Annotated in this window: 20 protein-coding genes and 1 pseudogene; 11 read left to right on the top strand and 10 right to left on the bottom strand. The window is 70.3% G+C overall.

Going from position 1 to position 24,909, the window contains the following annotated elements:
• Positions 1 to 214: 214 nt before the first annotated feature.
• Complete coding sequence (locus tag A6A08_RS15400) at positions 215 to 589, bottom strand: hypothetical protein (RefSeq protein ID WP_073703288.1); 375 nt, start codon at positions 587 to 589, stop codon at positions 215 to 217.
• A gap of 453 nt (positions 590 to 1,042) precedes the next feature.
• On the opposite strand from A6A08_RS15400, the gene A6A08_RS15405 reads away from it, so the two are divergent.
• Positions 1,043 to 1,837 (top strand): isocitrate lyase/phosphoenolpyruvate mutase family protein, encoded by a 795-nt coding sequence (locus A6A08_RS15405; RefSeq protein WP_378697987.1) that lies wholly within the window; start codon positions 1,043 to 1,045, stop codon positions 1,835 to 1,837.
• Between the two features lie 27 nt (positions 1,838 to 1,864).
• On the opposite strand, the gene A6A08_RS15410 is transcribed toward A6A08_RS15405, so the two are convergent.
• The 3 genes from A6A08_RS15410 to A6A08_RS15425 form a co-directional block, all read right to left on the bottom strand.
• Entirely contained in the window at positions 1,865 to 3,115 is a 1,251-nt protein-coding gene (locus A6A08_RS15410) for a DUF5685 family protein (RefSeq protein WP_073703289.1), read from the bottom strand.
• A gap of 499 nt (positions 3,116 to 3,614) precedes the next feature.
• Positions 3,615 to 4,304 (bottom strand): SMI1/KNR4 family protein, encoded by a 690-nt coding sequence (locus tag A6A08_RS15420; protein ID WP_073703290.1) that lies wholly within the window; start codon positions 4,302 to 4,304, stop codon positions 3,615 to 3,617.
• A 52-nt stretch (positions 4,305 to 4,356) separates the two neighbouring features.
• Positions 4,357 to 6,534: a WD40 repeat domain-containing protein gene (locus A6A08_RS15425; protein ID WP_073703291.1), complete on the bottom strand. Its 2,178-nt coding sequence runs from the start codon at positions 6,532 to 6,534 to the stop codon at positions 4,357 to 4,359.
• 152 nt (positions 6,535 to 6,686) lie between these two features.
• Between A6A08_RS15425 and A6A08_RS15430 the strand changes: the two genes are divergently transcribed.
• Positions 6,687 to 7,355, top strand: a complete 669-nt coding sequence (locus A6A08_RS15430; RefSeq protein ID WP_073703292.1) for an SWIM zinc finger domain-containing protein — start codon at positions 6,687 to 6,689, stop codon at positions 7,353 to 7,355.
• Positions 7,356 to 7,436: 81 nt separating this feature from the next.
• Here A6A08_RS15430 and A6A08_RS15435 read toward each other — a convergent pair.
• A pseudogene (locus A6A08_RS15435) lies at positions 7,437 to 7,751 on the bottom strand (PLP-dependent cysteine synthase family protein); the annotation flags it as partial.
• Positions 7,752 to 8,055: 304 nt separating this feature from the next.
• Complete coding sequence (locus tag A6A08_RS15440; RefSeq protein WP_073703293.1) at positions 8,056 to 8,757, bottom strand: DUF429 domain-containing protein; 702 nt, start codon at positions 8,755 to 8,757, stop codon at positions 8,056 to 8,058.
• 286 nt (positions 8,758 to 9,043) lie between these two features.
• On the opposite strand from A6A08_RS15440, the gene A6A08_RS15445 reads away from it, so the two are divergent.
• Positions 9,044 to 9,262, top strand: coding sequence for a helix-hairpin-helix domain-containing protein (locus tag A6A08_RS15445; RefSeq protein ID WP_073703294.1), 219 nt, complete (start codon positions 9,044 to 9,046; stop codon positions 9,260 to 9,262).
• A 236-nt stretch (positions 9,263 to 9,498) separates the two neighbouring features.
• Here A6A08_RS15445 and A6A08_RS29150 read toward each other — a convergent pair whose 3' ends face one another.
• Entirely contained in the window at positions 9,499 to 12,021 is a 2,523-nt protein-coding gene (locus A6A08_RS29150; protein ID WP_073703295.1) for an alpha-L-arabinofuranosidase C-terminal domain-containing protein, read from the bottom strand.
• Positions 12,022 to 12,535: 514 nt separating this feature from the next.
• On the opposite strand from A6A08_RS29150, the gene A6A08_RS15455 reads away from it, so the two are divergent.
• Together A6A08_RS15455 and A6A08_RS15460 are read left to right on the top strand one after the other, a co-directional pair.
• Entirely contained in the window at positions 12,536 to 12,877 is a 342-nt protein-coding gene (locus A6A08_RS15455) for a hypothetical protein (protein WP_073703548.1), read from the top strand.
• A gap of 11 nt (positions 12,878 to 12,888) precedes the next feature.
• Entirely contained in the window at positions 12,889 to 13,383 is a 495-nt protein-coding gene (locus A6A08_RS15460) for a hypothetical protein (RefSeq protein WP_073703296.1), read from the top strand.
• A gap of 33 nt (positions 13,384 to 13,416) precedes the next feature.
• Here the strand turns inward: A6A08_RS15460 and A6A08_RS15465 are convergent, their stop codons facing one another.
• Positions 13,417 to 14,232, bottom strand: a complete 816-nt coding sequence (locus tag A6A08_RS15465) for an NAD(P)H-binding protein (protein ID WP_073703297.1) — start codon at positions 14,230 to 14,232, stop codon at positions 13,417 to 13,419.
• 86 nt (positions 14,233 to 14,318) lie between these two features.
• On the opposite strand from A6A08_RS15465, the gene A6A08_RS15470 reads away from it, so the two are divergent.
• Together A6A08_RS15470 and A6A08_RS15475 are read left to right on the top strand one after the other, a co-directional pair.
• Complete coding sequence (locus A6A08_RS15470; RefSeq protein ID WP_073703298.1) at positions 14,319 to 14,741, top strand: helix-turn-helix domain-containing protein; 423 nt, start codon at positions 14,319 to 14,321, stop codon at positions 14,739 to 14,741.
• A 521-nt stretch (positions 14,742 to 15,262) separates the two neighbouring features.
• The gene (locus A6A08_RS15475) at positions 15,263 to 16,234 is read left to right on the top strand and encodes an HNH endonuclease (RefSeq protein WP_073703299.1); all 972 of its coding nucleotides are present in this window, start codon (positions 15,263 to 15,265) and stop codon (positions 16,232 to 16,234) included.
• A 282-nt stretch (positions 16,235 to 16,516) separates the two neighbouring features.
• Here A6A08_RS15475 and A6A08_RS28005 read toward each other — a convergent pair whose 3' ends face one another.
• Positions 16,517 to 16,666 carry a hypothetical protein gene (locus A6A08_RS28005; RefSeq protein ID WP_158069282.1) on the bottom strand — a complete coding sequence of 50 codons (150 nt, stop codon included), beginning with the start codon at positions 16,664 to 16,666 and terminating at the stop codon, positions 16,517 to 16,519.
• Between the two features lie 382 nt (positions 16,667 to 17,048).
• Here A6A08_RS28005 and A6A08_RS15480 point away from each other — a divergent pair, with 382 nt between their 5' ends.
• Both A6A08_RS15480 and A6A08_RS15485 read left to right on the top strand, forming a co-directional pair.
• Positions 17,049 to 18,527 (top strand): hypothetical protein, encoded by a 1,479-nt coding sequence (locus A6A08_RS15480; protein WP_073703300.1) that lies wholly within the window; start codon positions 17,049 to 17,051, stop codon positions 18,525 to 18,527.
• A 151-nt stretch (positions 18,528 to 18,678) separates the two neighbouring features.
• On the top strand, positions 18,679 to 20,790 hold the full coding sequence (locus tag A6A08_RS15485) for a protein kinase (protein ID WP_073703301.1): 2,112 nt from the start codon (positions 18,679 to 18,681) through the stop codon (positions 20,788 to 20,790).
• 220 nt (positions 20,791 to 21,010) lie between these two features.
• Here the strand turns inward: A6A08_RS15485 and A6A08_RS15490 are convergent, their stop codons facing one another.
• Positions 21,011 to 21,991 carry a hypothetical protein gene (locus A6A08_RS15490; protein WP_073703302.1) on the bottom strand — a complete coding sequence of 327 codons (981 nt, stop codon included), beginning with the start codon at positions 21,989 to 21,991 and terminating at the stop codon, positions 21,011 to 21,013.
• Between the two features lie 227 nt (positions 21,992 to 22,218).
• On the opposite strand from A6A08_RS15490, the gene A6A08_RS15495 reads away from it, so the two are divergent.
• Together A6A08_RS15495 and A6A08_RS15500 are read left to right on the top strand one after the other, a co-directional pair.
• Positions 22,219 to 22,407, top strand: coding sequence for a hypothetical protein (locus A6A08_RS15495; RefSeq protein ID WP_073703303.1), 189 nt, complete (start codon positions 22,219 to 22,221; stop codon positions 22,405 to 22,407).
• 379 nt (positions 22,408 to 22,786) lie between these two features.
• Positions 22,787 to 24,796: a hypothetical protein gene (locus tag A6A08_RS15500; protein WP_073703304.1), complete on the top strand. Its 2,010-nt coding sequence runs from the start codon at positions 22,787 to 22,789 to the stop codon at positions 24,794 to 24,796.
• The last annotated feature ends 113 nt before the right edge of the window (positions 24,797 to 24,909 follow it).

Genomic DNA, 24,909 nt, shown 5'->3' on the forward strand with positions numbered 1-24,909 from the left:
GCAAGGATGATCCATGGGTTCCCTCGGATCAGCCATCCCGGTCCAGGGAAGACCCACAAGGCCAGTCCATTGAATATGGACATGTCATGATGTGAATTCCCATGGGGGTGCCCCGAGAAGCCGCTTCACGGCCGCATACGGAAAGGGTTACGGTCGGCCGGTGCCACAGCGGGGCTCCGCTCGCCGGGGGGCGGAGCCGCCGACGGAGGCGTGCTCAGGACGACTCCTCGGCCCCGGACCGCAACGCGGTGATCCGTGCGCGCAGACGCCGGAGCCACGCCGCGCTCAGGACCAGCACCACCGCCAACACCACCGACTGGAGGACCGCGTCCCCGTCCCAGGCGTCCATGATCACCGCGTGCACCGGGATCGCGACGAGCAGCCCCGCGATCACCAGGGCGACCACGACCACGAACGCCCGGAAGCGGTACAGCAGGCCCGCACGGTCGCGGACGGCCTCCGACTCAGTGAGGCCACCCGCGCGCAGACGCTCGACGACCCTGCGCATCCTCGCCTCGTGCAGGAAACCGAGCACGATGGTGGCGGCTCCGAAGACCAGGCCGGTAATGGAGACGATGACGTAGAACAACGTGGACCTCCCCGGAGGCCGTGGCCTCCGGCACAGGGATCCGCCCGTATCGGGGGAACCGTGGACGGTGACGGACCGGAAACCTTCCCCCGAGCGCGCGAACCATGCGGGGCGTGCGACGCGTGACGCCCCCGGTCGAGGACCAGCGGCCAACAGCAGCACCGCGCTGGGCCGGGTCGCGTCACTTCGGTGGAGACCGAAACGACACGGCCGTAACGTCACCCCATGACCTCACCAGCAGAACGCGTCAACGGGCACGCCGGCGTCCGTGCCGTCCCCGGCGACCCCGCGCCCACTGTTCCGCCCGTCCGCGACGATGCCGCGGGCGCTCCGCCGGAGGACGGCCCGGCGCGGCCGCGGCGCACGGCCGTGCGTTCCGACGACGGCACCGCCGCACGGGAGGGGGAGGTCCCTTCCCCGGAGGGGTCGAGCCCCGGCGAGCGGTTCCGCGCCCTGCACCGGGCGGGCGCTCCGCTGCTGCTGCCCAACGCCTGGGACCACGCCTCGGCGGCCGCCCTGGCCGCGGCGGGGTTCCGTGCGGTGGGGACCACCAGCCTGGGCGTGGCCGCGGCGGCCGGGCTCCCCGACGGCCGGGGGCTCGCGCGCGAGCAGACGCTGCGGCTGGCCCGCGGCCTGTCCCGGCTGGACGTGCTGGTCAGCGTGGACGTCGAGGGCGGCTTCGACGCCTCACCCGCGCGGGTGGCCGCCCTGGCCGCCGAACTGGAGCGGCTGGGGATCGCGGGGATCAACCTGGAGGACGGCCTCGCGGACGGCGGGCTGGCCGACGTCGCCCGGCAGCGGTCCGTCATCAGCGCGGTGAAGGAGGAGGCGCCGTCGCTGTTCCTCAACGCCCGCACCGACACCTGGTGGCTGACCGGGCACACCGAGCGCACGGCCGAACGGACGGCGGAGCGGGCCGCCGCCTACGAGGAGGCGGGCGCCGACGGGGTGTTCGTCCCCGGTCTGCGCGACGAGGAGGAGATCGCGGCACTGGCCGGCGCCCTGCGCGTCCCGCTCAACGTCCTCCACTCCCCCGCCGGTCCGCCGCTCCGGGTCCTCGCCGAGTTGGGCGTGCGCCGGGTGAGCTGCGGTTCGCTGCTCTTTCGCGCCGCCCTGCGCGGGGCCCTCGCGGCGGTCGAGGCGGTGGCGTCGGACCTGCCCCTGCCCGAGGGCGTTCCGGGCTACGACGAGGCCCAGGCCCTCGCGGAGCGGTTCGCGGCGCCGCGGGGGCGGCCGGTGAGCGGGTAGGGGCGTCCGGGCCGCTGTCCGTGAAGGTCAGTTACAGCAACACGGACAGCACTCACAGTACTCACAGCAGTTACAGGGGTTACAAGCACTACAGCAATCGCAGTAACCGCACCAGGCGTCACGCGGCTTGCCCGACCACGGCCCGGGGTGGGGGTCGCGGCAGCAGAACTGGCAGGTGGAGCACATGAACAGGGCGGTCGCGCAGCCCGCCAGGAACCCCCGCTGCCTGGGCGGGTGCCGAAGCTCGGGGGTGTCGCACGAGCAGGCGACGCAGCAGCCGCCCTTGTCCCCGCCCGAGCCGGAGCCGCCCCCGTGTCCGTCGCCGTACTCGGCGTCATGGGCCCCGTCCCCGTCACTTCGCCGCTGATGGGGCTGCTGCTGGTGGTGGGGGTGGTCGTTCTGGTGGTGGCCCCGGCCCGGATACCCGCCGTGGGCGAAGGCGCGGCCGACGGCGCGGTGCAGCTCCCCCACCAGGAGCGCGCGGACCAGGCGGTCGTCGGCGAACCCGGCCTCCTCCAGCGCCAGCCGGACACCCAGGACGGCGTCGTCGCACAGCTCGCGGGCCCGGCCGTTCCCGGTGCCGGTGGCCGTGAGCGGGTTCCAGGCGCCTCGTCCCCGGTCCTGCTCACGGTCCTCGACCGCGTCCAGCAGGTGCGCGACCCGGCCGAACAGGCGTCCCGCCTCGCGCAGCGGTTCGATGTTGCCGGGACGCCCCGCCAGGACCGCGGTGTGCGCGAACGCCTCGCCGGTGGCCTCCTCGGTCGGCCGGGTCACCGCCAGGACGTCGGTGCCCGGTCCCGCCGCGAGTTCGGCCTCCCGCTGCCGGTCGACCACCGCGACCAGCGCGGCGCCGTCGAACCCGAGTCCGGCGCCCGCCTCCCGCGCGTCGCGACGCCAGCGCTCGGCCACCCGCCCGGCGAGGGCGCGCACGCCGCGGCGGGCGTAGGGGCCGTCGCCGTCCTCGACGTGGTCGGCGATCCTGGCCGAGGCCAGCATCAGCGACACCGCCGCCGCCAGGTGGGCGCCGGGACCGTCGGCGACCTCGGCCCCGCGCATGCCGCGCAGGGGGCAGCGGCCGGCCCGGCGCGTACCGGCGCACTCCTCGGACTGCGCCGCCGCCAGGACCGACACCACCAGCCCGTCGTGGTTGGTGGCGATCCGGGAGGCCTGGCCGTGGCCGTCGCGCAGTGCCAGGCACAGCCCGCACATGTGGGACATCCACTCCTTTGCCAGTCCGTCGGACAACGTGTGCCGACAGGGACGCAGGATTCCGAACACGGGCTGGCACCTCGTCTTCCACCGCCGCGGCGGTCGTGTGCTGGACAACGGGGTTCGACGCCGAGCCGCCGCCGGAGGGTAGGGCCGGGGACTTCGCGTTCGTCGACGACCTTCCCGCCGAGTGCCGGTACACCGAGGAGCCGCTCCCACAGGAGTTCACCGACGCGTTCGCCGAGGCCGCACGCGAGGCATGGGAGGGGTGGAACGACGGCCGACCGCCCTTCGCCGCACGCGTGGTGCTGCGCGACGCCGTCTGGCACTGGACCGACTCCAACGCCCGGAGCTTCGAGGCGGCGGGGCGACTCGCCGCGAGGGAGATCCTGGGCTGCGCCGAGGAGGGCCGCGCCCCCGCCCGGTCGGTCGCGGCGCACGCGGAGGCCGACCGCTACCGCCGATGCCCAGGACACCGCCGCCTCCCGGCGCGGAACCGTCCGCCTGAGGCGCCCGGTTCCGCTCCCGGAACGCGCCGCCCGCAGGGGGCGGGCGGCGCACGGCACCGTCAGGGCCGGGCCGCCGCGGTGCGGGAGGCCTCCCGCAGCCACGCCAGGTACCAGTCCGTGAAGGTCAGGGGCCTGCCGTCCGCACCGGTGAGCGGCCGCAGGTCCTCGTCGTCGACGCGGCCGTCGTTCCACATGCGCCCGGCCTCAGGACCGGACACGACCAGCCACTGCCGTAGCGCGCAGCCCAGATGGCACAGGCACAGCGCCCCGGCCGTGCGGTCCTCGGCCCACAGGAGGTCGCCCATGCGCGCGTCCCAGGCCTCGTAGACCCTGTCGAACTCCTCGATGTCCCCGAAGTCCTCCTCCGCGGGCTCCTGGGCCCGCAGGGCGGCCAGGGACGCCGGATCGGGCCCGGTGACCGGGAACGGCTCCGCCAGCCGCGACGGCGCGGCCAGGTCGGCGCCGTCGCCCTGCCACCGCCACCGGCCGTCCGCCCCCCTGACCACGGGGAAGACGCCGTAGGCGGGTCCGGCGCCGCCCGCGCCCACCCTGAGCAGGAACTCCCGGTACCCCTCCGGCAGGCGCGTCCCCAGCTGTCCCTCCACCTCGGCCAGTTCCCCGGGCGTCAGCGGGTCCAGCAGCTCGAAACCGTGGGAGCGGGCTCCGAACACCTCCCCGGCGCCGGGTTCCCGTGCCAGCTCCCGTACCCGCTCGCGGACTCCGGTCCACACATCCGTACTCGTGTCCATGGCGGCATCGTAGGGAGCACCGGAGACAGTGCGGCGGTGGCGGACCGGCGCACTACCCCCGCAAGAGGCCGCCGCCGAGCACGTCGTAAACGCGTACCCCGGCGTCGCCGGTGACGGCCAGGGCGCGTTCGTCGGACGAGAACGCCACCCCGTTCACGCCCCCGGTGACCCTCGTCCGGCTGAGGGGTTCCAGGGTGCGGGCATCGTGCAGGGCGATCACCCCGTGGTTGCCGCACCAGGCCAGACGGGTGCGGCCCACGGCCAGGTCGCGCGGGTAGTCGGTCCACGCGTCCTCGCCGCGGGTTCCCCTTGAACGCGTGCGGGCCAACTGCTCTCCCGTGTCGACGTCCCACAGGATCATCACGATCTCCTCCACCCAGTCACCGCCCCGCTCCCAGCTGACGGTGCGCTGCTGCACGGTGACGAGCCGGTCGGCCCCGGGGCCGAACCGGACCAGCATCCACCGGCCCTCGGGTCTGGCCTCGCTGAGCCTGCGGCTGCCTCCGTCGCGGAGGTCGAAGAGGATGACGGGGGCCAGGCCCCCCGCGAGCGCGTACAGCTCACGCCCGGGACTGACCGCGTCCGGGATACGGCTGCCGTACCAGCTCGCGTACTGGTCGTAGTCGCGCCCCTCCCTGCGCGCGGCCTCGACCCGTTCCCGGACCTCCTCGGTGCCGGTGTGCGGGAAGGGGCACTGTTCCCCGACCGGCTCGACCCTGCTCGGATCACGCGCGTCGGCCACGTACCACCGCCGCTCCTGGATGGACCGCACCGCCACGTGCGCGCCGTCGGGACTCCACACGGGGTCGGTGAACCGCGGAGCGGACCGCTCCGGGCCCGTGTGCCCGCCGCGCCGGAGGTCCCACAGACGCACCCCGGACTCTCCGGCGGTGGCGACCGTCGCGCCTCCGGGGCTCCAGGCCAGGTCCGTGGTCTCCTCCGGGGCACAGTCGATCCGGGCCCGCGGGGACACCGCACCGGTGGCCCCGGCGTCCCACAGGGCGAGGTGCGCCCACCCCCCGTGCCGGGACCGCAGTTCGGCGAGGGTGGCCCCGTCGGGGGACCACTCCACGGCCTTCGCCCAGGGGTCCTCGGATCCGCGTTCGGAACGCCACAGGACCTGTTCGGCTCCGGGATCGCACAGGGTCAGTTCGTGGCTGGAGAACACCCAGGCCCGCTCCCCGTCGGGGTGCCAGCGGACTCCGGACGGGGAGTCCCACGGCACTCCCCGCGCCCACACCCGGCACCGGGGACCGCCGTACGGGTCGGGCCAGGTCACCAGGAGGCTCTCCGGAACCCCGCGCGCCCCTCCCGGCGCGGACTCACTGCCCTGGGCCAGGGCCGCGAGAGCGCCACCGGAGTGCCAGTGCAGGTCGAGCACCCGCCGTACCCTGTCGCCGGGCAGGAGCCACGGAGGCTGCTCCTCCCCGTCCACCGCCCACAGGCGCACACCGATGTCCTCGCCGATGGCGAGCGTCCGTGAGTCGGGCGACCAGGCGATGACGGGCCGGTCCCCGTACCAGGAGCGCGGCGCGGTGGGGGTGGCGGCATGTTCCCGCCAGGTGGCGGTGTCGTAGACGAGCACCATGCGCACGTGCTCGATCCGGCTCTCCCACCCGTGGACGTCGTCGGCGTCGTACTCTCCCAGATCGGGGAAGCGGTCGCTCTTGCCGAGCACCGCGAGCCGCCGCCCGTCGGGGCTCCACACCGCCCGGTCCAGGGCCGCGCCCCGGATGTCCAGGCGCCGCTCCTGCCGCCAGGTCCGGGCGTCCCAGATCCGTACGGTGGCGTCGTGGGCGCCGACCGTGGCCAGCCTCTCCCCGTCGGGGGACCAGGCCACGGAGCACACCGGTGCGCGGTGCCCGGTCAGCACCCGCAGCAGCCGTGCGTCGACCGGGGCCGCGTCGGGGCCGCGTTCGGCCAGGCGCACCGGAGGCAGGACCTCGTCGGCCCCGGTCAGCCACCCGGACACCCGTGGTTCGCGGGCGAGGACGTCATGCAGCGTGCAGGCGGTCTCGGTCCGGTCGCGGGAGTGTGTGAGCAGGTGGGCACGGGTGAGCAGCAGCCGCCGCAACCGTCCGGGCGCGGAGTCGGAGTCGGCTGCGTCGGGAACATGCTCGGCCAGTTCGTCGGCGACCCGTTCCGGTCCCCGTGCGAACACGCGGTCCACGAGGTTGGCGTAGTCCCTGATCCAGGAGGCGTAGTCACGAGGGGCAGGGGAATCACTCACGTCCGGCCACGCTAGCGGTCTCCGGGGCCGCCGTGCCCCGGGTGGCCGCTTCCGGACATGTTCCGCCTCTCGGCAGGGGGACTTCCCGACCCGCGGCCGGGGCGTGGTGTTCGGGCTGCACGTCTTGCGCGCCGCTCTGCTTGACTGGGCCCATGGCTGAGCTCTCACGTGACCACCTGTTGGATCTGGCCGGCCAGAAGTCCTTCGACCGCGGCCTGGACTACCTCGGACGGGTGTCGGGGCTGCGAAAGCGCGGGAAGGCCGTGCACGCCACCGTCGGCGGACAGCGGCGCTACCGGGTGCGGCTCACCGCCGAGGGGGCCTTCTCCTGGCACTGCGACTGCCCCTGGGCCCAGGAGGGCAACTGCTGCAAGCACGTGGTCGCGGTGGGCCTGGTGCACCTGTACGAACGCGAACACGGCGGTGCCGCACCGTCGGTGCCCGATATCGCCTCCCACCTGGACACCCTCGACCGCGAACAGCTCGTGGGGCTATTGCTGGAGGAGGCCGACCGCTCCCCCGCGCTCACCCTGGCCCTGGAGGCACGTGCGGCGGTGGCGGCCCGGGACCCGGAGGCGTTGCGGACCCTGTTCGAGGGCGCGCTGCGCGTGACCGAACCGGTGCCCTACGAACAGGCGGCAGAGTACGCCCGGGTGGTGCACAGCGCCGCTGACGCGGTACGTGAGCTGGAGCGCTCCGGCCAGGTCGAGGCCGCCGGGGAGTTCCTCGACACCGTGCTCACTCTCACCGATGAAGCGGAGGAGATGGTCGAGGACCCCGACGGTGAGGTCCTGTCGGCGCTGGAGCACCTGCGCGGGTAGGAGACCATCGGTGCCGCGGACGAACCGGCCGAGGGACGCCGTGTTTCCCGGCATCCCTCGGCCCCGGGCACGGACTCGTCCTCAGGCCTTCCTGGCCGCGGGGACGGCGGTGGCCGCGGGCTCGTTCCAGCGACCGGTCGAGAGGGAGTCCTCCAGCGCCCTGGTGTAGGGCGCGAGGTCCAGCTTGAGCGTCTGCTCGACCCACGCGTCGTCGTAGTAGTTGCGCATGTACCGCTCGCCCTGGTCGCACATGAGCCTGACGACGCTGCCCCTCTCCCCGTCGGAGAGCATCTCGGCGACGATCCGCATCGCTCCCCCCAGGTTGGTCCCGGTGGAGGGGCCCGCGCGGTGGCGCAGTCGTGACAGGAGCAGGCGCATGGACGCGATCGACGCGGCCTTCGCCCAGGCCCGTTCGCGGCCGTTGTAGTAGTCGACGATCCGTGTGGTGACGGTGTCCGTACCCTGTTCACTGCGTGTGGTGGTCATGGGCCGTGGCTACCCCCGAGCGGGCTCCCGGGACCGCCCAGGGGACGCAATCCCTGGTCAGGCTACCGATTCCGTCCTGTTCCGGAGCCTTGGTCCGCGCCGACTCAGGCGGTTTCGGTTCCCCCTCTTCACATGATCGTGAGGGCCCGCCACTCCGCGGCGGCGCGGACCGGGGCTCACTCGGCACTCGAAGCGCGGAAGTCCTCTGGAGGGATCAGCGCCAGATAGCGATCGGCCGACCGGAAGCGTCGAGCTGCTCAGACTCGGGACAGGACAGCGCCCGGTCCAGGGCGATGCGGTGCGCGCTCCAGGCCGCCGCGGCGGCGTCCAGGACGTCGTCGACCGCCGCCTCCCCTGCCGCGCCCAGGTCTTCGGGAAGCACTATCCCCTCCTCGGCGAGCAGCGCATGACGGTGCCTCTGGCCGTTCCAGGTCCGTTTGGCCCAGCTCAACGGCGCACCGGCCATGGTGCGGAAGGACAGCTCGGGGTGGACCTCGTACAGGTGGTCCGCACCGGAACGCCTGATGCGGTCGGCTTCCAGGATCTTGGGGAACAGGGCGTGGGCCTGACGGGTCAGACCACGTCCCGTCATGTCCCGACACAGGGCATTGGCCTCCGCGTAGTCCGCGGTCTCGACGACTGCGCGGGATGGGACCCGGAAGACGCTGTGCGAGCGAGGTCCCAACAGGGCGGGTACGCGCAGGTCGCACTCACGCCATTCCCGGTCGGTGAGTCCGAGCGGGATGTCCACCGCCACGATCTGGGAGCCGGGCTTGGCCGTGACCTCCTTCAGGCGATCGCAGAGGCGGGCGTCACGGAACCGCCCGTCGACCAGGCGGACCGCCATCCACCCCTTGCGGCAGGCATCGACACCGACGACCTCCACGTGTGCGTTGTCGGTTCGTCCGGCTGTCATGGCAGTCCCGTCCATGGTCGCTGTGGGGGTGGTCTACCCGCCACCAGCATCATTCAGTGATCCGGAATCGGCCTCTGTGACGGCCCCGCGGGCACCGGCACGGACGCGGAGTCCCTGGAGGAGGCAGGCGAGCGGGGAAAGGGCCCCGCCGATTCCGGTGTGGGGGCGACGCGCTCGGCCGGACCGTCCCCGAAGCGGAGACCAGCCGCTGGTTTGGACCAATTGTTCGTCAGCACCCGTCATCGCTGATCTGGCGTTCACAGTGGTCCGACCGGAAGGACGCGCCATGGCAGCCACACCCGACATACGTCCGGTCGGGGACCTGCCGGACGGGATCGGAAAGACGGCCGCTCGCGAACTCTCCGCCAACGGCATCACCAGCCTCCGGCAGGTGGCCGAGCACTCGAGGAAGGAGTTGCCGGCCATCCACGGCGTCGGCCCCAAGGCGATCGCCGTCCTCGGTGACGCACTGGCCGCGAAAGGCCTCGCTTACCAAGGGTCCTGACGAGTTGGTGCGTGACAGCGGATGAGGCGAATAGGCGGTGTACCTCCAGCCAGTCACGGGAAGCGGTGGTGCTCGGAGCACGGCGGCTGCGGTGGGAAGACGGCCCGGATGGCGACCGGGGCGCCGCGGGTGATCACCGGCGGCGCTGTCGAGATCCCGCGGTCCTCGCCCCCCACGCACGGACGCCTGCCGGGCACCGGCTCTGCGGTGCCCGGCGGGCGCGGTGCCGCAGCGGGTTACCGCTCCGGTGCGAGGCGCATGAAGGTGACCGAGTGCGCCGGGAAGGTGTGGGTGAACGTGCTGCCCACGCCGTCGATGGTGGAGGTCTCCGGGCTGACGGGCCGGTCGGTCGCCGTGTTCTCGGCGGCCGGGTCGGCCTGCAGGACGGTCAGCTCGGCGGTGGGCTCCACCCGTGCCGAGCCCAGGTCGATCGACGTGCGGGCCGCCTCGTCCTGGGCGTTGACGACCTTGACGATGAGCTCGCCGGTCTGCTCGTCGCGCGTGACCACCTGGCGGAACGGCTCGGGCTCGGGCGCGGTGAAACTATCCCATTCCTCGCCGTCGAGGTAGAGGGTGACGTCGCGGTCGCGCACCTCGACGCGGATGTCGTAGGCGCGACCGGCCTCCACGGTGGTTCCGTCAGAGACGATGAGGCTCTTCTCGCCGTCGGAGGCGCGCTCCACCGCGGACTGGGTGTTGTTCCACCCGCCCAGGTTCCACCAGTAGTAGTCGCCGGTGCCCTGGACGCCGAACCCGATGAGGAAGCCCTCGGCGCCCTCGCGCTTGGTGGCGGTCACCTCCAGGTCGTAGTCGGTCCACCCGGGGTCTCCGGCGGTGACCATCGTGTTCTCGCCGGAGACCTCGGTCTGCACGTAGGCGCCGTTCTCAACGGTCCAGTTCCCGGCGCCGGTGACGTGGGTCCACTGGTCGGCGCCGGAGGAGAAGTCGTCGGCCAGCAGTGTCTCGCCGTCGGCGGAGGTCACGCGGACGTCGTCGTACTCGGCGCTGGTGTTCCAGGTGGACAGTCCCACCGCGCCGGTGATCGGCCCGCCGATACCGGGGGTGCCGGAGGCGGTGCTGGGCACCACGCGGTCTCCGGTGTTGGTGGAGAACAACCGCTGCACTTCGTAGTTGGCCGAGCCCCAGCTGGTGCTGTTGTCGAACCAGATCATGTCGGGGGTCCACTGGGTGCCCCACTCCGCGGCCAGCAGCGGGGCGTAGGAGGCCATCTTCACCACGTCGGCGTTGCGCTCCAGCCCGGTCATGTAGGCGGCCTCGGCCAGGGCGTTGGAGAACTGGTTGCCCTGCGAGGCGAACTCGCCCAGGTAGACGTCGGGGCCCTCGCGGTCGTAGGAGTCGTAGCGCTCGTTGTTGGCCAGGAACCAGGCGGGCGAGTTGTAGTAGTGCTCGTCGACCATGTCGACGCCGTGCTCGCGGTTGAGCTCCCAGGCGCGCTCGAAGACGGTGCCGCCGGAGGCCGGGCCGGAGTTGCCGACCACGGTGATGTCGGGGTACTCGGCCTCGATGGCGTCGCGGAACCGCAGGAAGTTCTCGAAGAACGCGTCGGGCAGGTTCTCCTCGTTGCCGACCTGCACGTGGGTCAGGCCGAACGGCTCGGGGTGACCCATCTCAGCGCGCACGCTCCCCCATTCGGAGTCGGCCGGGCCGTTGGCGAACTCGATCAGGTCCAGGGTGTCCTGGATGTGGCGCCGCAGCAGGTCGGGGTCGTCGGTGGCCTCGTTCTCGCCGCAGCCGGTGACCAGGGCGGGCACCACCGGCAGCGGCATGGCGCCGAGGTCCTCGGCGAACTGGAAGTACTCGTAGTAGCCCAGCCCGTAGGACTGGTTGTAGCCCCAGAAGTTGTGGTTGGTCGCGCGCTCCTCGACCGGGCCGACCGTGTCCTTCCACTGGTAGGAGCGCTCCCGCGGCCAGTCGGGGCCCTCGTAGGCCTCGTGGCTGCCGGTGTTGACCAGGCAGCCGCCGGGGAAGCGGACGAAGCCCGGGGCGAGCTCGGCGATCCTCTCGGCGATGTCCGCGCGCAGGCCGTTCTCGCGCCCCTTGAAGGTCTCGCGCGGGAACAGCGAGACCATGTCCAGGCCCAGCACGCCGCCGCCGCTCCCGGTGACCGACAGCCGGCCTGTGGTGCTGGAGCCCGTGGCGGTCAGCGTGCCGGTGTACCGCGCCCAGCGGCGGCCCTGGACGTCCAAGGTCAGCGGCTCGGCCAGCGGCCCGCCCTGGGCGTCGTGCAGCCGCACGGTCAGCGGAACGGCGTGGCCCGGGGATTTCGCCCACACCGAGAAGTCGTACTCCTCCCCCTCGGTGACGGTGATTCCAGTGGAATATCCGCTGTTGACCACGCCGTATTCGCCGTCGGCGGGCAGGACCAGTCGGAGGTAGTTGCGGTTGCGCTCGTTGAGCCGGCCGTCGTCGTTCACCACTTTCGCCCAGCCGTCGGCGTTTCCGGTGGTGATCTCCTCCCATGCGGTCATGGGAGTGTAGTTCTCGTTGTCCGCGGTGCCGTATTCGAAGGAGCGGTTCTGCACCAGTTCGGCGTACAGTCCGCCGTCGGCCGCGTGGTTGATGTCCTCCAGGAATATGCCGTACATCTGGTCGCTGATGCGCGGCCCGGTAGCGGAAGGGTCGACAGTGATGCTGTAGTCGGTCGCGGCCGATGCGGGGGCCGCCGCGGTCACGGCGCACAGCAGTCCGGTGATCAGCGCGCACGCGGTGCGCGCCGATCTCCTTCGGTTCGCTCGCAAGTCTCCTCCGGGGGGTGTGCCGCCGACGGGGGTCCGGTCGGCGGTGGCAGGATGTGTCGGGTCGCGGCGATATGAGGGCTATCGGCGACGACAGGCATCATTCATCGGGGACAGGGCGCACGTATTCCATGGCCTTTGTCCCGGTGTTCGCTATTTGTATGTTAGCGCTAACATTCCTAGGTGTCGTCGAGCGAATTCGGTCGGTTGAAGTATTTTCCTAGGTATAGCTCCGTGGTCGCGAGAGTGTCAAGGGGTGTTCCGCGGGTGAAATCCGCACGTCGGTTTCACCCGCGGGGAGGGAAACCGCGATGCGCGGCGGCGGCCGCGCCGAACTCTCCGTGCCGTTCCCACCCGCGCCCCCGCCCCCGGCCCGGGCACGGGTGGGAGCACGGCCCCGCGTGAGATCCGGTGCCGGATGGCCGGATCCGGTCATCCGCCTCCCACCTGGCAGAACACCCCTCAGGCGCGGAAGACCTCAGCCCGTTCGTCATCAGAGCGGTGCATGGTCGGGGCCATGGAACGCTGTGACTTCTGTGAACTCCTCATCGGCGGCGGATGCTCGTGCTCGCTCACGCGCGAGGGCCGCAGCGCCCATGCCCACGCCCAGGACGGCGGTACCGCCATGGGCGACGCGCACTTCCCCGCGGGCACCCTGCTCATCTCACCGCGCGGCGTGGCCCACCGCCCGGGTTGCCTGCACCAGTCCGACTCCGAGATCAAGGCACCCCTGTGGGGCTGGATTCCCGACGCCGACCCGCAACTGTGGCGCCGCCTCGGCGAGTCCTCCCCCGCCCGCGCCACACACGGCAACACCGAGCGCCTCGCCACCCGCCGCTGCCGGAGCTGCGACACCTGAGAAGAACTACCGTGAGCGCGTCCCCCAGACCACCGGTCCCACCCCGACCGGTCACCGGTGTCTTCGTCCAACAAGTGCTCCAAACGGCCTGTCCCTGGTACTTCGCCCTGGTCTGGGCCGACTTCGAACCGCTGCCGGACGACGGCGCGGGGGCGGCCTTCGCCTTCACCGACGACCTGCCCGCAACCTGCGACTACCCAGGGGAACCGCTACCGGAGGAGTTCGTCCGCGCCTTCGCCCAGGATGCGCGCGAGTCATGGGAGGACTCGGGCGGCGGCCACCCCCTCTACGCCGCCCGCGTGGTGTTGCGCGACGCGATCCGGCACGACGACGCCCCCAGTCCGCAGGGCTTCACGATGGCGGGCCGCCTGGCCGTCCGCGAGGCCCTGGACTGTGTCACCGAGGACCGTGAACCGCGTCGGGTCGGCCGCAAGGCTCGCCCGGACCACCCCGTCCCGCCCATGCCCAGGACACTGCGCCCCTCCGGTGGCTCCCCGCCCACCTGAGCCGGCCATCGGGTCGGAAGAGGACTCCAGACCTCAAAGCTGACCGGCGCGCGTCGAGGCCGCCGTGTCCGCGGCGATCGTGAGCGGGTCCGTGAGCGGCCTCCCCACCAGGGTGGCGAGGTCGTCACTGGTGCCGTCGAGGAAGCCGTGACGGACACCGGTGGCGGTCGAGACCAGCATCGGCGGCTGGAACGGCAGCAGGGCGTTGTCGGAGAGAAGGCGGGCGCGGTACTCCCCCAGGCTGATCGTGCGGTGGGGAACGCCGAGCCGCCCGGCGATATCGTCGGCGCTGATCGGGTCGCCGACCAGCTCGTAGGTCCTTCCCGCGTGCGATGCGGGCTCGGCCGCGACGACCGCCGCGGCGGCGGCCAGGTCCGCGCGCGCGACCGCGGCCAGGGCACCGGTGCCGAACGCCGACTCCAGGCCGCCGGGACTCCAGGCGAGCAGTGCGCCGAACAGTTCGGCGTACAGGCCGTTGCGGAGGATGGTCCACCCAAGTCCGCTGGTCTTCACCAGTCTCTCGGTGGCCCGGTGGGCGAGGGCGAACCCGAGGTGGTCCCCGGCCCCCGTCAGACTCGTGTAGACGATGTGGGCCACCTCGTCACGGACCGCGGCACTGACGACGGCGCCGTGACGGGTGATGACCCGGTCGTCCTCGGCGTACCCGGCCGAGACCAGGACCAGCGTGGAGACGCCCTCGAAATCCAGGCTCCCCGGGTCGTCGAAGTCGAGGTGGCGCAGACCGTCCCCGGCGGTGCGGCTGCCTCCGACGGCCTGTGCCCCTCGCGAGTTCAGCTCATCCAGCGTGAGCGACGCCAGCTGTCCGTGCGCACCGGTCACCATGATCATGCGTCTCGGTCTCCCTCGTGGTTCTCTTCGGTAACTACCTCTGAGATCCTGGACCGGCCGCAGACCGCCCACAAGGAGGCAGTTTCATGTCACCGACGCACACCGGTGTAACCGCCGACGCGGCCGACCTGGCCCCGTGCGGAAGGTCGGACCACCCGGACTGCGGGATCCGCGACGTCCTCGACCGGGTCGGGGACAAGTGGTCGGTCCTCGTCATCGTCGAACTCGCTCACGGGCCACGCCGTTTCCGCCGGCTCCAACGCGCGATCGACGGGATATCCCAGCGGATGCTCACCCTGACGGTCCGGCGGCTCGAACGGGACGGCCTGGTACTTCGTACCGTCTACCCGACGGTCCCCGCCCAGGTCGACTACCGGCTCACCGAGACCGGGGCGAGCCTGATCCACCTGGTCAAGGCGCTCGCGGACTGGTCGCTGGAGCACCGTGACACCGTCGCCCGGGCCCGCCGCGCATACGACAGCGAGCACCCCGGGAACGAGATCCGCTAACCGAGGCGTTCAGAGCGCTTGCCCGCAACAGGGGCAAGCTGCCGAACCCCATGGGGCATCATCCCGGTGGCATACCCCGCGCGCTCCTGTTCCGGCGACGTGCCTGCTTCCGAGCACGCCCGGCGTCCTCTTCCTGGCCTTCCCCGACACCTCCTGGAAGGCTTCCTCGAAGGTGCCTGCGCTGTCCTGCTCCGCAGGGCCTTCCGCGGCATTCCCCGGGCCCGCTCGCGGATACGCCGTGTCGCCTCCGGTCTCCTGGCCACCGCCTTTGTTCGCCTCTGTGAGAAGCCTGTCCAGCCGGGCCGCGTCAACGTGCGGCTTCTGCGCACGGGACATCGCAACCGCTGCCGCTGCGCCATGCGGTCCTTCTCGGCTTCACCATCGGATCCGCTGCCGCCCATCCTCCCGACTGGAGCACGGAAGCGAACCAGGGATGACCGATTCCGGCCAAATAGGCCAAATGGGACGAAAGGAACTCTCCGCGGAAGCAGCAAAACCGAGAAAGCAGCATAATGCCGGATATGAAGGCTTTTGTCGGAGTGACTGACCAGGGCTGGGCCGAATTCCTCGCCCAGCGACCCCACCTGACCGAGATCAACTTCTGGCGCCCTTCGTCAGACAAGGACTTCGGCCGTATCGGCCTGGGCGACCTCTTCCTCTTCAAGACGCGGTACCCCCACAACAGGATCGTGGGCGGCGCCGTCTTCAGCGGGTTCACCCAGGTCCGTCTGTCCGAAGCCTGGGCCTCCTTCGGGGAGGGCAACGGCAGGAGCAGCCTCAACGAGCTGCGCGACGCACTCAACGTGTACCGCCGGAAGGAGGGCAAGCCGCCCATCCGCACGGACGAGGACCCGCTCATCGGCTGCATCATGCTGCGCGACCCCGTCTTCTTCCCCGAGAGCACGACTTTCGCGCCCCCGCCGGACTTCAGCAAGAACCTCGTCCAGGGCAAGGGGTACGACAACATCGAGGCCTCCGTCCTCGCGGACTACTTCGCCCCGATCGCCGACCGCGTACTGGCGGAGGGCGCGGACGCCGCCCTCGGCGAGGAGTCGGAGGACACCGACACCTGGCGGCACGACGGACCCACCCGAGGCGGGTACCGCCCCGTCCGCCAGCGCCTCGGGCAGGAGGCGTTCAAACTCGCGCTCATGAGCGCCTACCAGGGCAGGTGCGCGGTCACGGGGATCGATGTGCCACCGGCCCTGGAGGCGGCGCACATCCACCCGGTGTCCGAGGGAGGGCTGCACCGGCTCGACAACGGCATGCTGTTGCGCGCGGACGTGCACCGGCTCTTCGACCAGGGGTACCTGGGGGTCTCACCGGAGCTGACCGTCCGGGTGAGCCCCCGCCTGCACGAACACCCCTCCCCCGCGACCAAGGAGTACACCGGTTTGGAGGGCAGGAGTATCGCTCTTCCCCCGCGCAAGGCGGACCTCCCCAGCCCGGACGCGTTCGCCTGGCACTACGAACGCGTATTCCAGCACACCTGAGGACGGCCGCCCCTCCCTCGGTGCGCCCGCACGCCTGGAGGGGGCTACCGGGCACGCGCTCCTGTCACGTCTTCGCTGGACATAGGAACAGGGCCCGATCGTGTTCTCCGCTGAGGGTGAGCAGTTTTCCAGCTGGTCGATGGCCAGGACTGTGCGGCGGGTTCCGCTGTTCTCGTGACGGGTCTTGCGCGACAGGGTGAGGAGTTCGCCGCTGTCGCGCCGGATGTGGCGGGCACAGGCGGTCGGCCTGCGCGTGGTCGGTGGCCGCGGCCAGGGCTTTGGTCAGGGCCCGAAGGAGTCGGTGCCGACGCCGTTGAGGCGGCGCATGGCCTCGGTGGCCTGGGCGGCGCGGCTGAAGAAGACGGCGGCCTGCTCCAACAGTCGCATCGGCAGGGGCGTCTGACGCCCGTCGGCGGCGAAATCGGTGACCACTCCAGCAGGTCGGCGGCGAGCACGAGGAGCAGTTGGAGCAGCAGGGCGAGTCGTTGGCGTCGCCGCGCGTCGTCTCCGAGGGACCACGTGTTCTGGAGGTTCGCGGAGCTCCCGTGCCCTTGGTGGGCCTATGGTGACGGGCGGTCGAGGTAAACCCGTTGGCCCCTTCCGGCCATCCGCAATCCCTTGTTCTGAAGGATTTCTCGCATCCGGCAGGAGTGCGGAAGTTGTAGCATTCGGCACGGTGTCACCCCCTGGAAGCGCGGTTGCTCCTCCTTGTGTCGCGTCAGGGCGTACTCGTTGCCTCCTTCGTCAGCCGAGGTTCTTCCGGACAGTGGAGTCCGGTCTGCTCTCTACCGCCCCTTCTTTCCGAAAAGGTCCCATGCACGAAAACAAGGCCGCAGAACTCCGCAGGAGTCGGGCGGAGTGGTTTAACGGAGTAAGCGCCGCGATCCTGGAGGGTGTCGGTCCCCACCCGGCTCTGGAGGCAGGCCTGTTTCGGCATGACCTGGGTGACGTGGACCTGGTGAGAGCCACTCTGGTGACTCTCGTCGCCCACAGGCTCTCTGCCGGTGAAGGCCTGACCAAGGTCACGGAGTGGCTGACGGTCAGAGAAGTGTTCTCTTCAGCGGCGCCCACGACCGAGATCCTGGAGTCCCTGGTCCACCGGATCACCGAGCGGCTCGAACAGCAGCGACTGTGGCTCGGTTCCGCATTGGAGATGACCGGCATCCCCCAGTGGAACTTGGAGGAGTTGTCCTCCTGCCTGACGGAGTACTGGGCCTCCCAACGCGGTTCCGTCGTACCTGCGGCTCAACTCAGGCACGAGCTGACCGGCTGCTGGGACATCCGGATGCCGGAGCTCATTGATGCTTGGATGGGTTTGCCCGAGGACCCCTTCGCCGACTTCGTGGACGCCTTCGGCATCCTCAAGCAGGAGGAGACCATCGTAGGTAACCTCGCCAGCCTGTGTCTGAGCCACGGCACCGCGAGGAGTCATGTGGAGGCCTGGGTCGATTCCCTTCACTGGGACATCAACCACACGGAGCACCTTTTTCTCTTCGGAACCGAGTTGCGTTACCTGCGAGCGGCACGACAGGTTCTGAACAACAGCATGGCCAGGGCGGACATGCCCCCGCACGTCCTCACCGCAGGCAGGCGCGTCAACGACCTGTGGGACGAACTGGAAACGCGGTACCGCTCGGTCATGCGCGGCCTGACCGCCTTCGAGGTTCTTCTCCTCGTTGACCGTGACGACGACGAGGTGTTCGCGGACGAGTGCCTCGCCGTGTACATGGCTCAGCACCGGCCCAACATCCGCAAGATCCCCTGTGAGACCGCTGCCGGAACGTGGGGCCCGGTGCCGTGGCTCGTGGTCGTGGTGCGAGGAGAGGAGCAGGTCGCCGCCGCGCGGAAGATCCTCGGCTGGGAGGTCCACCAGATCACGGCGAACATCCCCCAGAGCTTCTCCTCACCTGTCGGACTGTCTCTGGACGCCCCTCCTCTGGAGTCCGCCGGAGTCGACGCGGCTTTCTCGTTCTTTCCCCGACGAGTGGGGGACCTGTGTCAGATCCTGCTCATCGCCAAGCGCCGTGAGGTCTCCGTGGAGTTCGTGGAGTTGAGGTGGAACGAGGATCTGGAGGCGGAGGAGAGCATCCCGATCGGTGCCCGGGGTTTTCTCTTCACTCAGGACGACGCGGAACTCCTCGACAGAATCACTTCCTGGGCTTGTTCCCGGCTGCGCCGTCTGCTCCCGAACGGCCCCTTGGCGGAGGACGAGTATCTCGCCAACGCCTGGGCGAGCCGAGGCCCTCTGGTCGAGCTGCTGTCCCAGCCCGAAGACCTCGATCCGTGGGGATGACACATCCGTTCTCCCGCGGCGACTCCCTCGGGGCACCGCCTTGTAGGCAGAGTCCATAGCCCCTACTGACTGGGCGTGAACAGCGGAGCGAGCACGTTCCCGTCGGAGCGAGCACGTTCCCGTTCAGTGCCCCGAGCTGGAAAGGTACCCGGTGTCCGACATCCTCCCGTGGCCTCTTGTCCCCGTGGGCGGCTACCGCCCCCTGAAACTGCTTGGGCGCGGCGGTTACGGCATTGTCTACCTGGGGTCGCGGGACTCTGGAGAGCAGGCCGCGGTCAAGCTCCTGCGCACCGATCGGTTCGACAGCGGCCAAGCCCAACAGCGCTTCGTCCGGGAGATCGAGCAGCTCAGCAGGGTCAGCGGTCCCTGCGTGGCTTCCATCCTGGACGCTGATCCTGAGGCCCCGATCCCCTGGATCGCCACCGAGTACATTGAAGGACCGACTCTCCAGAAGTTCATTGAGGCCAACGGTCCGTGCACAGGACCGGATCTGTATCGGCTGGCGGTCAGAACGGCCGAGGCTCTCACGGGAATCCACGCCGCCGGAGTGATCCACCGCGATCTGAAGCCCGAGAACATCCTGTTGGCCTCCGAGGGCCCCAGAGTCATCGACTTCGGCATCTCCAGGGCTCTGGAAAGTACGGGAATGCTTCCGAGTATGCCTCTCGGTTCTGTCGGTTACGCGGCACCCGAACAGTTGAAGGACGTCCCTCTCAGCCCGAGGACGGACGTCTTCGCCTGGGGTGCCGTCATGGTGTTCGCCGCCACGGGAAGAAAAGCCTTCCCGGCTGCTGAGAAGCTCGCCTGGATGCACCAGGTGATGAACCGTGAACCCGAGACCTACGGCGTTCGGGAACCCCTCCTGTCCGTCGTACTGTCCTGCTTGGACAAGAGGCCCGAGAGGCGGCCCACTTCGGCCAGACTGATGCAGACTCTGGTGGAGAGCCACTCCTCCGGCGGATGGACGAGGCTGACGGGCGAAGTGGCAGCGGCCGGAACGGGCAGAGAACCTTCGTCGACCCGGCTCACCCCCACCCGGCTGTTCACCACTCGTCCCATGACCGACCTCCAGGACGGTTCTCCCGAAAGCCCCGCGCCCTCCTCCCGAGAGGAAACCGCCCGGGGGGAAGCCACGGTCAATCCTCATACGCACCAACGGCGGCCGCACCGGCCCCACGCCCTCGCACACTCCCTGGCGAGGACCGTCACGGACCTCGCCCGCGCCGGTCTTCCAACGGTCTCCAACGACCTGCTCGCGAAGGCCCACACGGTCCACCTCCACGACGTACACCTTCCCGAGGGGATGTCATTCATCGAGGAGTTGAACTGGGCCTGCCTACCGGTGCCCCGGGGCGGCGGTCTCCTGGTCTCGGCGCAGGGTACCCGTTGGCGTCCCGCCGACCACCTCCTGGCTGAAGCGGGCGGCCCCGTTCCCCGGGAGCTGTGGTTCACCGCCGCGGCCAACGCCTCAGGTGAGGTCGGCCCCGCCGATGTCGCGATGAACGCTCTGCGTATGGACGAGTACGAGATCGCCCTGTCCATCCTCATCCAGGCGTCGGAGCACGACGATCTGGCCGCCAGAGGCCTGCTCGGTCTCCTCTCCGCACAGGCCCGCGACTACCGCAGAGCCGAACCGCTGTTGCGCGAGGTGGTCGGGGAGAACGGTTCCGCCGCCTACAGGTTCGAACTCGGTGCCCTGCTACACAGGACCGGCCGTGTCGACGAAGCCGAACAGTGGTACCTGGATGCGGCCGAGAGTGGCTCCGGACGAGCCATGGCGCACCTCGGCATGCTGTACTCACAGCGGGCGGAAGAGGAACAGGCACAGCACTGGCTGCGGCAATCGGCGGAGTCCGCCGAGGACCCTCTGGGCATGGTGCTGTGGTCCTTTGACCTCAGCCTGCGGGGACGTCCGGCAGACGCACGCCACTGGTACGACAGGGCGTTGGAGGAGTCCGGCCCACAGGTCCTCGTCGAGGCCGGGGACCTGCTCCGAGACCTGGGAAACCCTGAGGCCGAGGACTTCTACCGAGCGGCCGCACGCCACGACGAGGACTTCGGCCATGAGAGGTGGGAGCAGACGCACCGGAAGGGAGCTGACACGGTTCAGCTACACGTCCCCCGAGCGGCCACCGGGAACGGGCATCCGACAGAACCCGACTGGTACATCCGGCAGGTCGCCCGGGACGAGGTGAGCCAGGTGTTCACTGAGTTTTTCGGAAACGACGGCCCGTGGGTGGAACCGAACGGGAAGGGGCCCTGACCGGAGCCGTGTGAAAGGCAGGTCCTCCGAGAGCAGGGAAATAGTCTACGAATCCGGCCGTCTCAGCAGCAGCCGGGGAGCAGTCACCCGGATGGAGACAACGGGCCGTTCAGGAGGGTGATGGCCATCCTGACCTCTTCCACGACGTTGCCCCGGAAACGGATCTCAGCCGGTACCGCCGGGCATCCTGCCTCGCGCGAAAGAGGACCAGGAACCATCCCTATCCTTGAACCCCTTGAGTCAGAGCTTTCGAAACCACCTCCACCGCGGCCTGCTCGAAGGCCTCCCCGTTTACACGGAACTGGTGCAGCGGTGGGAGGTGGAACCTGTCGAAGTCCTTCGACCTCCCGTTCTCGTCCCGGTCCGGGCTGACGGACACCGAAACCAGGCCGAACAGGTCGAGGGCACGATGGGCGGCGTAGGAGTCCCTACCGACGCCGTAGCCGGAGAGGCGGACCTCGCTCTCCACCTTCACCCAGTCGGAGTGCCCGGCCCGCCGCCTCTCGTGCAACAGCATCATCAGGAAGACGATCTCACTGTCCTCCAACAGGTGGATCCACCCTCGGGTGAACATCTCCGCAGGAAGGAGGACACAGGGTTCGTCACGGCGCGGCACGGTGTAGGCAAGGGCATGGGGGCCCTCCTGGGCACCCGACTCATGCAGGAGCTGGAACCCCTCGAACCTTCCCGCTCTGGCTCCACCGTACGGAAGGTGGACCAGCTGCACCTCGGTGGAGGCCAGGTGTGCCAGGGCTGACTGCAGGGCGCGGAGTTTCTTGTCCGTCACCGACTGCACAACACGGCCGCGCGCCTGGTGCTGGACGGGAACCGCGATGAGATCGGTCCAACCGGTCTCCCGTCCGGCCCCGCACAGGGGCATGTCGTTGACGGGGACCCGGTCGACCGCCGTCCCCCGGGCCTGCGCCTCGTACAGAGCGATCAGGTAGAGCCGCAGGGCGACCCCGCGCGGCGTGAGGATCCTCGTCGCGGACGGTCGCCGTGCCCTCTCCGGCAGCCGGCGGTCCGAGAGGGCGGCGTCGTGGCGGGGCTCCGTCCACACGAAACGCGAGCGCACCCGCACGACTCCCCCCGGCGGCGTACCACGGTGCCGGAGCTGCTCCGCGGCTGTTCCGACCATGCTCCGCATCACCTCCAGGCGCATGAGGCGACGCCTGAACCGCTGGATTTCACGAACGCCCATTCTTCCCTCTGCTGTTATTGAACTCAACGCCTTAACCCGCCCCTGAAGTTATATACCTATGCCCTTCAGCAGGGGCGGGTCAAGGCGTTTTCACGGAGCGGGCACAACCTTCCGCCGGGGGCCAGGATGGAGGCAGCAGGGGCGGCCACCGCGCAGTCCGACACCTTCTCCCAGTTCACAGCACTCCTGCCCATGTCCATTCATCCTCTCGCACCGAGGAGACACCCATGTTTCGTTCCCGCCGTGAGAACACCCCGGACTCCACGAAGGAGAGCCAGCGGCTCCCACTGCGCTGGGCACTCATCCTCGGAGCGGCGGGCTGCGCGGCCCTCGCCGCCTTCGCGGCCTCGGGCCCCGTGGCGTGTGCCGTCACCGCCGTGACCGTCATGGGCGGCCTCCACCTCGTCATCGAATAACCCATAAGTCACACAAGTAGACATGATTCACATCAAGAACAATCACGGTCTTCCATGATCATGATGAGAGCAGAAGAAAGACGCGGGAATCTCATTTCTCATCCCCGTGTCACCCCTTCTGATAAATTTTCTGTGCGACTTCGAGCAGCTTCGACTTCCCACCTCTTCCCCTTTCCCGGAAGAGGGAGGCAACGCGGACCAGCGCGCTGGTTCTGTACGCCTTGGGGAACCGGAATCTGAGCGATGCCGCCTCGGCCACACAGGGATTCCCCTGGCCGTCGAGGGGGAGAGCGGAATCCGTTGGGGCCGACCTCCCCGGACCAGTGCCACACGCACCGTCCGGGCCGACCGGGCGATGCGTCTATCCGAGAGGTGTCCGGTGCCCCCTTCCTACCCCGCAGACGAAACCGTCCTCCCCCGGCCCGTCGCCCCGCTTCCCCTCCCGCCCATCGCCACCGCCCGCCACAGGCTCGCCGACAAGCTCAGGGAGCACTTCGACCTGAGCGAGGAGGGCGCCGACGCCTTCGCCCTGGCGGTGACCGACCCGGCCCAGGCCCGCAAGGCGATCGAGGTACCCGAGCGCCTGCCGGTCCCCGGCGGGGTCATCCTCGCCATACGGACCCACGTCTGGGCCCGCCACATCATGCCCGACCCCCGCAACCCGCGGATCAGCCCCGCCCGCCGCCACGCCGCCTCCGGGCTGATCGGCCGGGGGGAGGCCACCCGGGAGCGCCCCCTTCCCGAACCCGTCCGCGCACCCCGGGGCCGCCCCGAGCTGGTCCAGCGGGTCAGGAGCAAGGAGCACCTGGCCTGGTCCGCCAAACAGGCCAGCGACTACGTGCTCAACAGCAACGACTGGCGTGACTCGATCCGCAACCAGGGGGTCATGACGGAGGTGTGGCTGGTCGCCACCACCATCACCCACGACGATGACACCCCGGACGTCACCGTGCCGACCACGGCCGAGGGCTCCAGCCGCATCACCTGCGTGCACAGGCTGCTGCCCGATCACCAGTCGGACGGGCGCGAGCCGCTCCGGTCGGCCGATGTCCCCTACCAGCGCAACGACCGCCGGCTGCGAGCCGAGATCCGAAGGCTCAACGAAGCCATCAGCTCGGTGGAGGAGGAGCACGAACTCGAGGAGGAGGTGGCCGTCCAGGCCCGCTGCGAGATCGTCCCCGCCCTGCTCCTGGTCGGCTTCGAGCCCCACAGCGGCACGACGGACGACTTCGGGGTCGCGGTCAAGTCCCTGGTCGCGCTGCGCCACGTGGACTACCCCAAGCCCTGGGGCCCGGCCGCCGAGAACGAGACCCTGGCCGACGCCGTCATCGACGAGCTGAGGCGCCAGAACCTGATCACGGCGAAGAGGGCGGACTGGCTCTCCGGGGGCCTCACCCCGCAGGAGGCGAAGGAGGCGGGGTTCTCCGACGACCCGGCCACACGCGCGGCGGCGATCGTGCGGACCTTCACCGACCGCGATCCCGAGGTGCACGCGGCGGTCCGCACCGCCATCACCAGCCAGAGCACGCGCAAGAGGACCAGCGGCAAGCTCCTGTTCGAGCTGGCCACCTCCCTCATCCTGCGCTCGCTGCCCGAGGAGGAGCCGCGTAGGCGGGAGAGGATCCGCAAGTACCTGTCCAACGCCTTCCGCGGCGACCTGGCCAAGGAGGACTGGGCCGCGACCTACCGCTCCCCCGAGGACCTCGTCGCCGCGGCCCTCTCCGAGTCCGAGGAGGGGCGTCCGGGTCCGGCCTCGGCCGAACTCGCGGTGCGCAGCGCTTACTCCCTCATCGTCAAGGGCGCCTTGACCGCCGACCGGGGCACCCAGAACAACGACCAGCCGGACCGCCGCAACCCGAGCGAGGTGATCGACCGGATGCGGGCCACCCCCCGGGGTATCCACCAGCTCGGCCAGGCCCTCCTGGACCTGTCCCGCCGGGGCCCGATCCGGCTCGTCGACGAGCACGGAGAGGTCGAGCGCACGGAGAAGGGCACCGAATCCCGGGCCACCGAGCAGGTCCTGCGCACGCGCTTCTACGCCGAGGGCAAGGGGCCCGGCATGACTCCGGCGCCCCAGACCCCCGCTGAGAACCTGGGCAACGCCCTGACCGAGCTCGCGGCCGCCGTCGAGGCCCTCCTCGACGCCGTCGGCAAGGTGGAGAGAGTCAAGGACGATGACGGTACGCCCGCCATCGCCTCGCTCGGAGCCGACCCCGGGGACTGCGCGAACTGGCAGGGGTCACTGTTCGGCGTGATCCAGAAGCTCCCGCTGTGGCAGCAGCGCAAGCAGGCCCTCACCAGCGCCGCCTACGAGGAGGAGGACCCCGAGGCCGACGGTTTCGACGATCCCGATCTCGATGAGGGCCCCGTCGAGCTGACGGGCGCCTGACCCCACAGCCGGGGACCGGAGCACTCCCTGCTCCGGTCCCGCACACGACCACGCCACGGACTCCGCGAGCCGTCCACCCGCCCTCCCAGACGGGGCGGGGAGGACACTCCGGT

Origin of the sequence: Nocardiopsis sp. TSRI0078, assembly GCF_001905145.1 — a bacterium.
GTDB lineage: Bacteria > Actinomycetota > Actinomycetes > Streptosporangiales > Streptosporangiaceae > Nocardiopsis.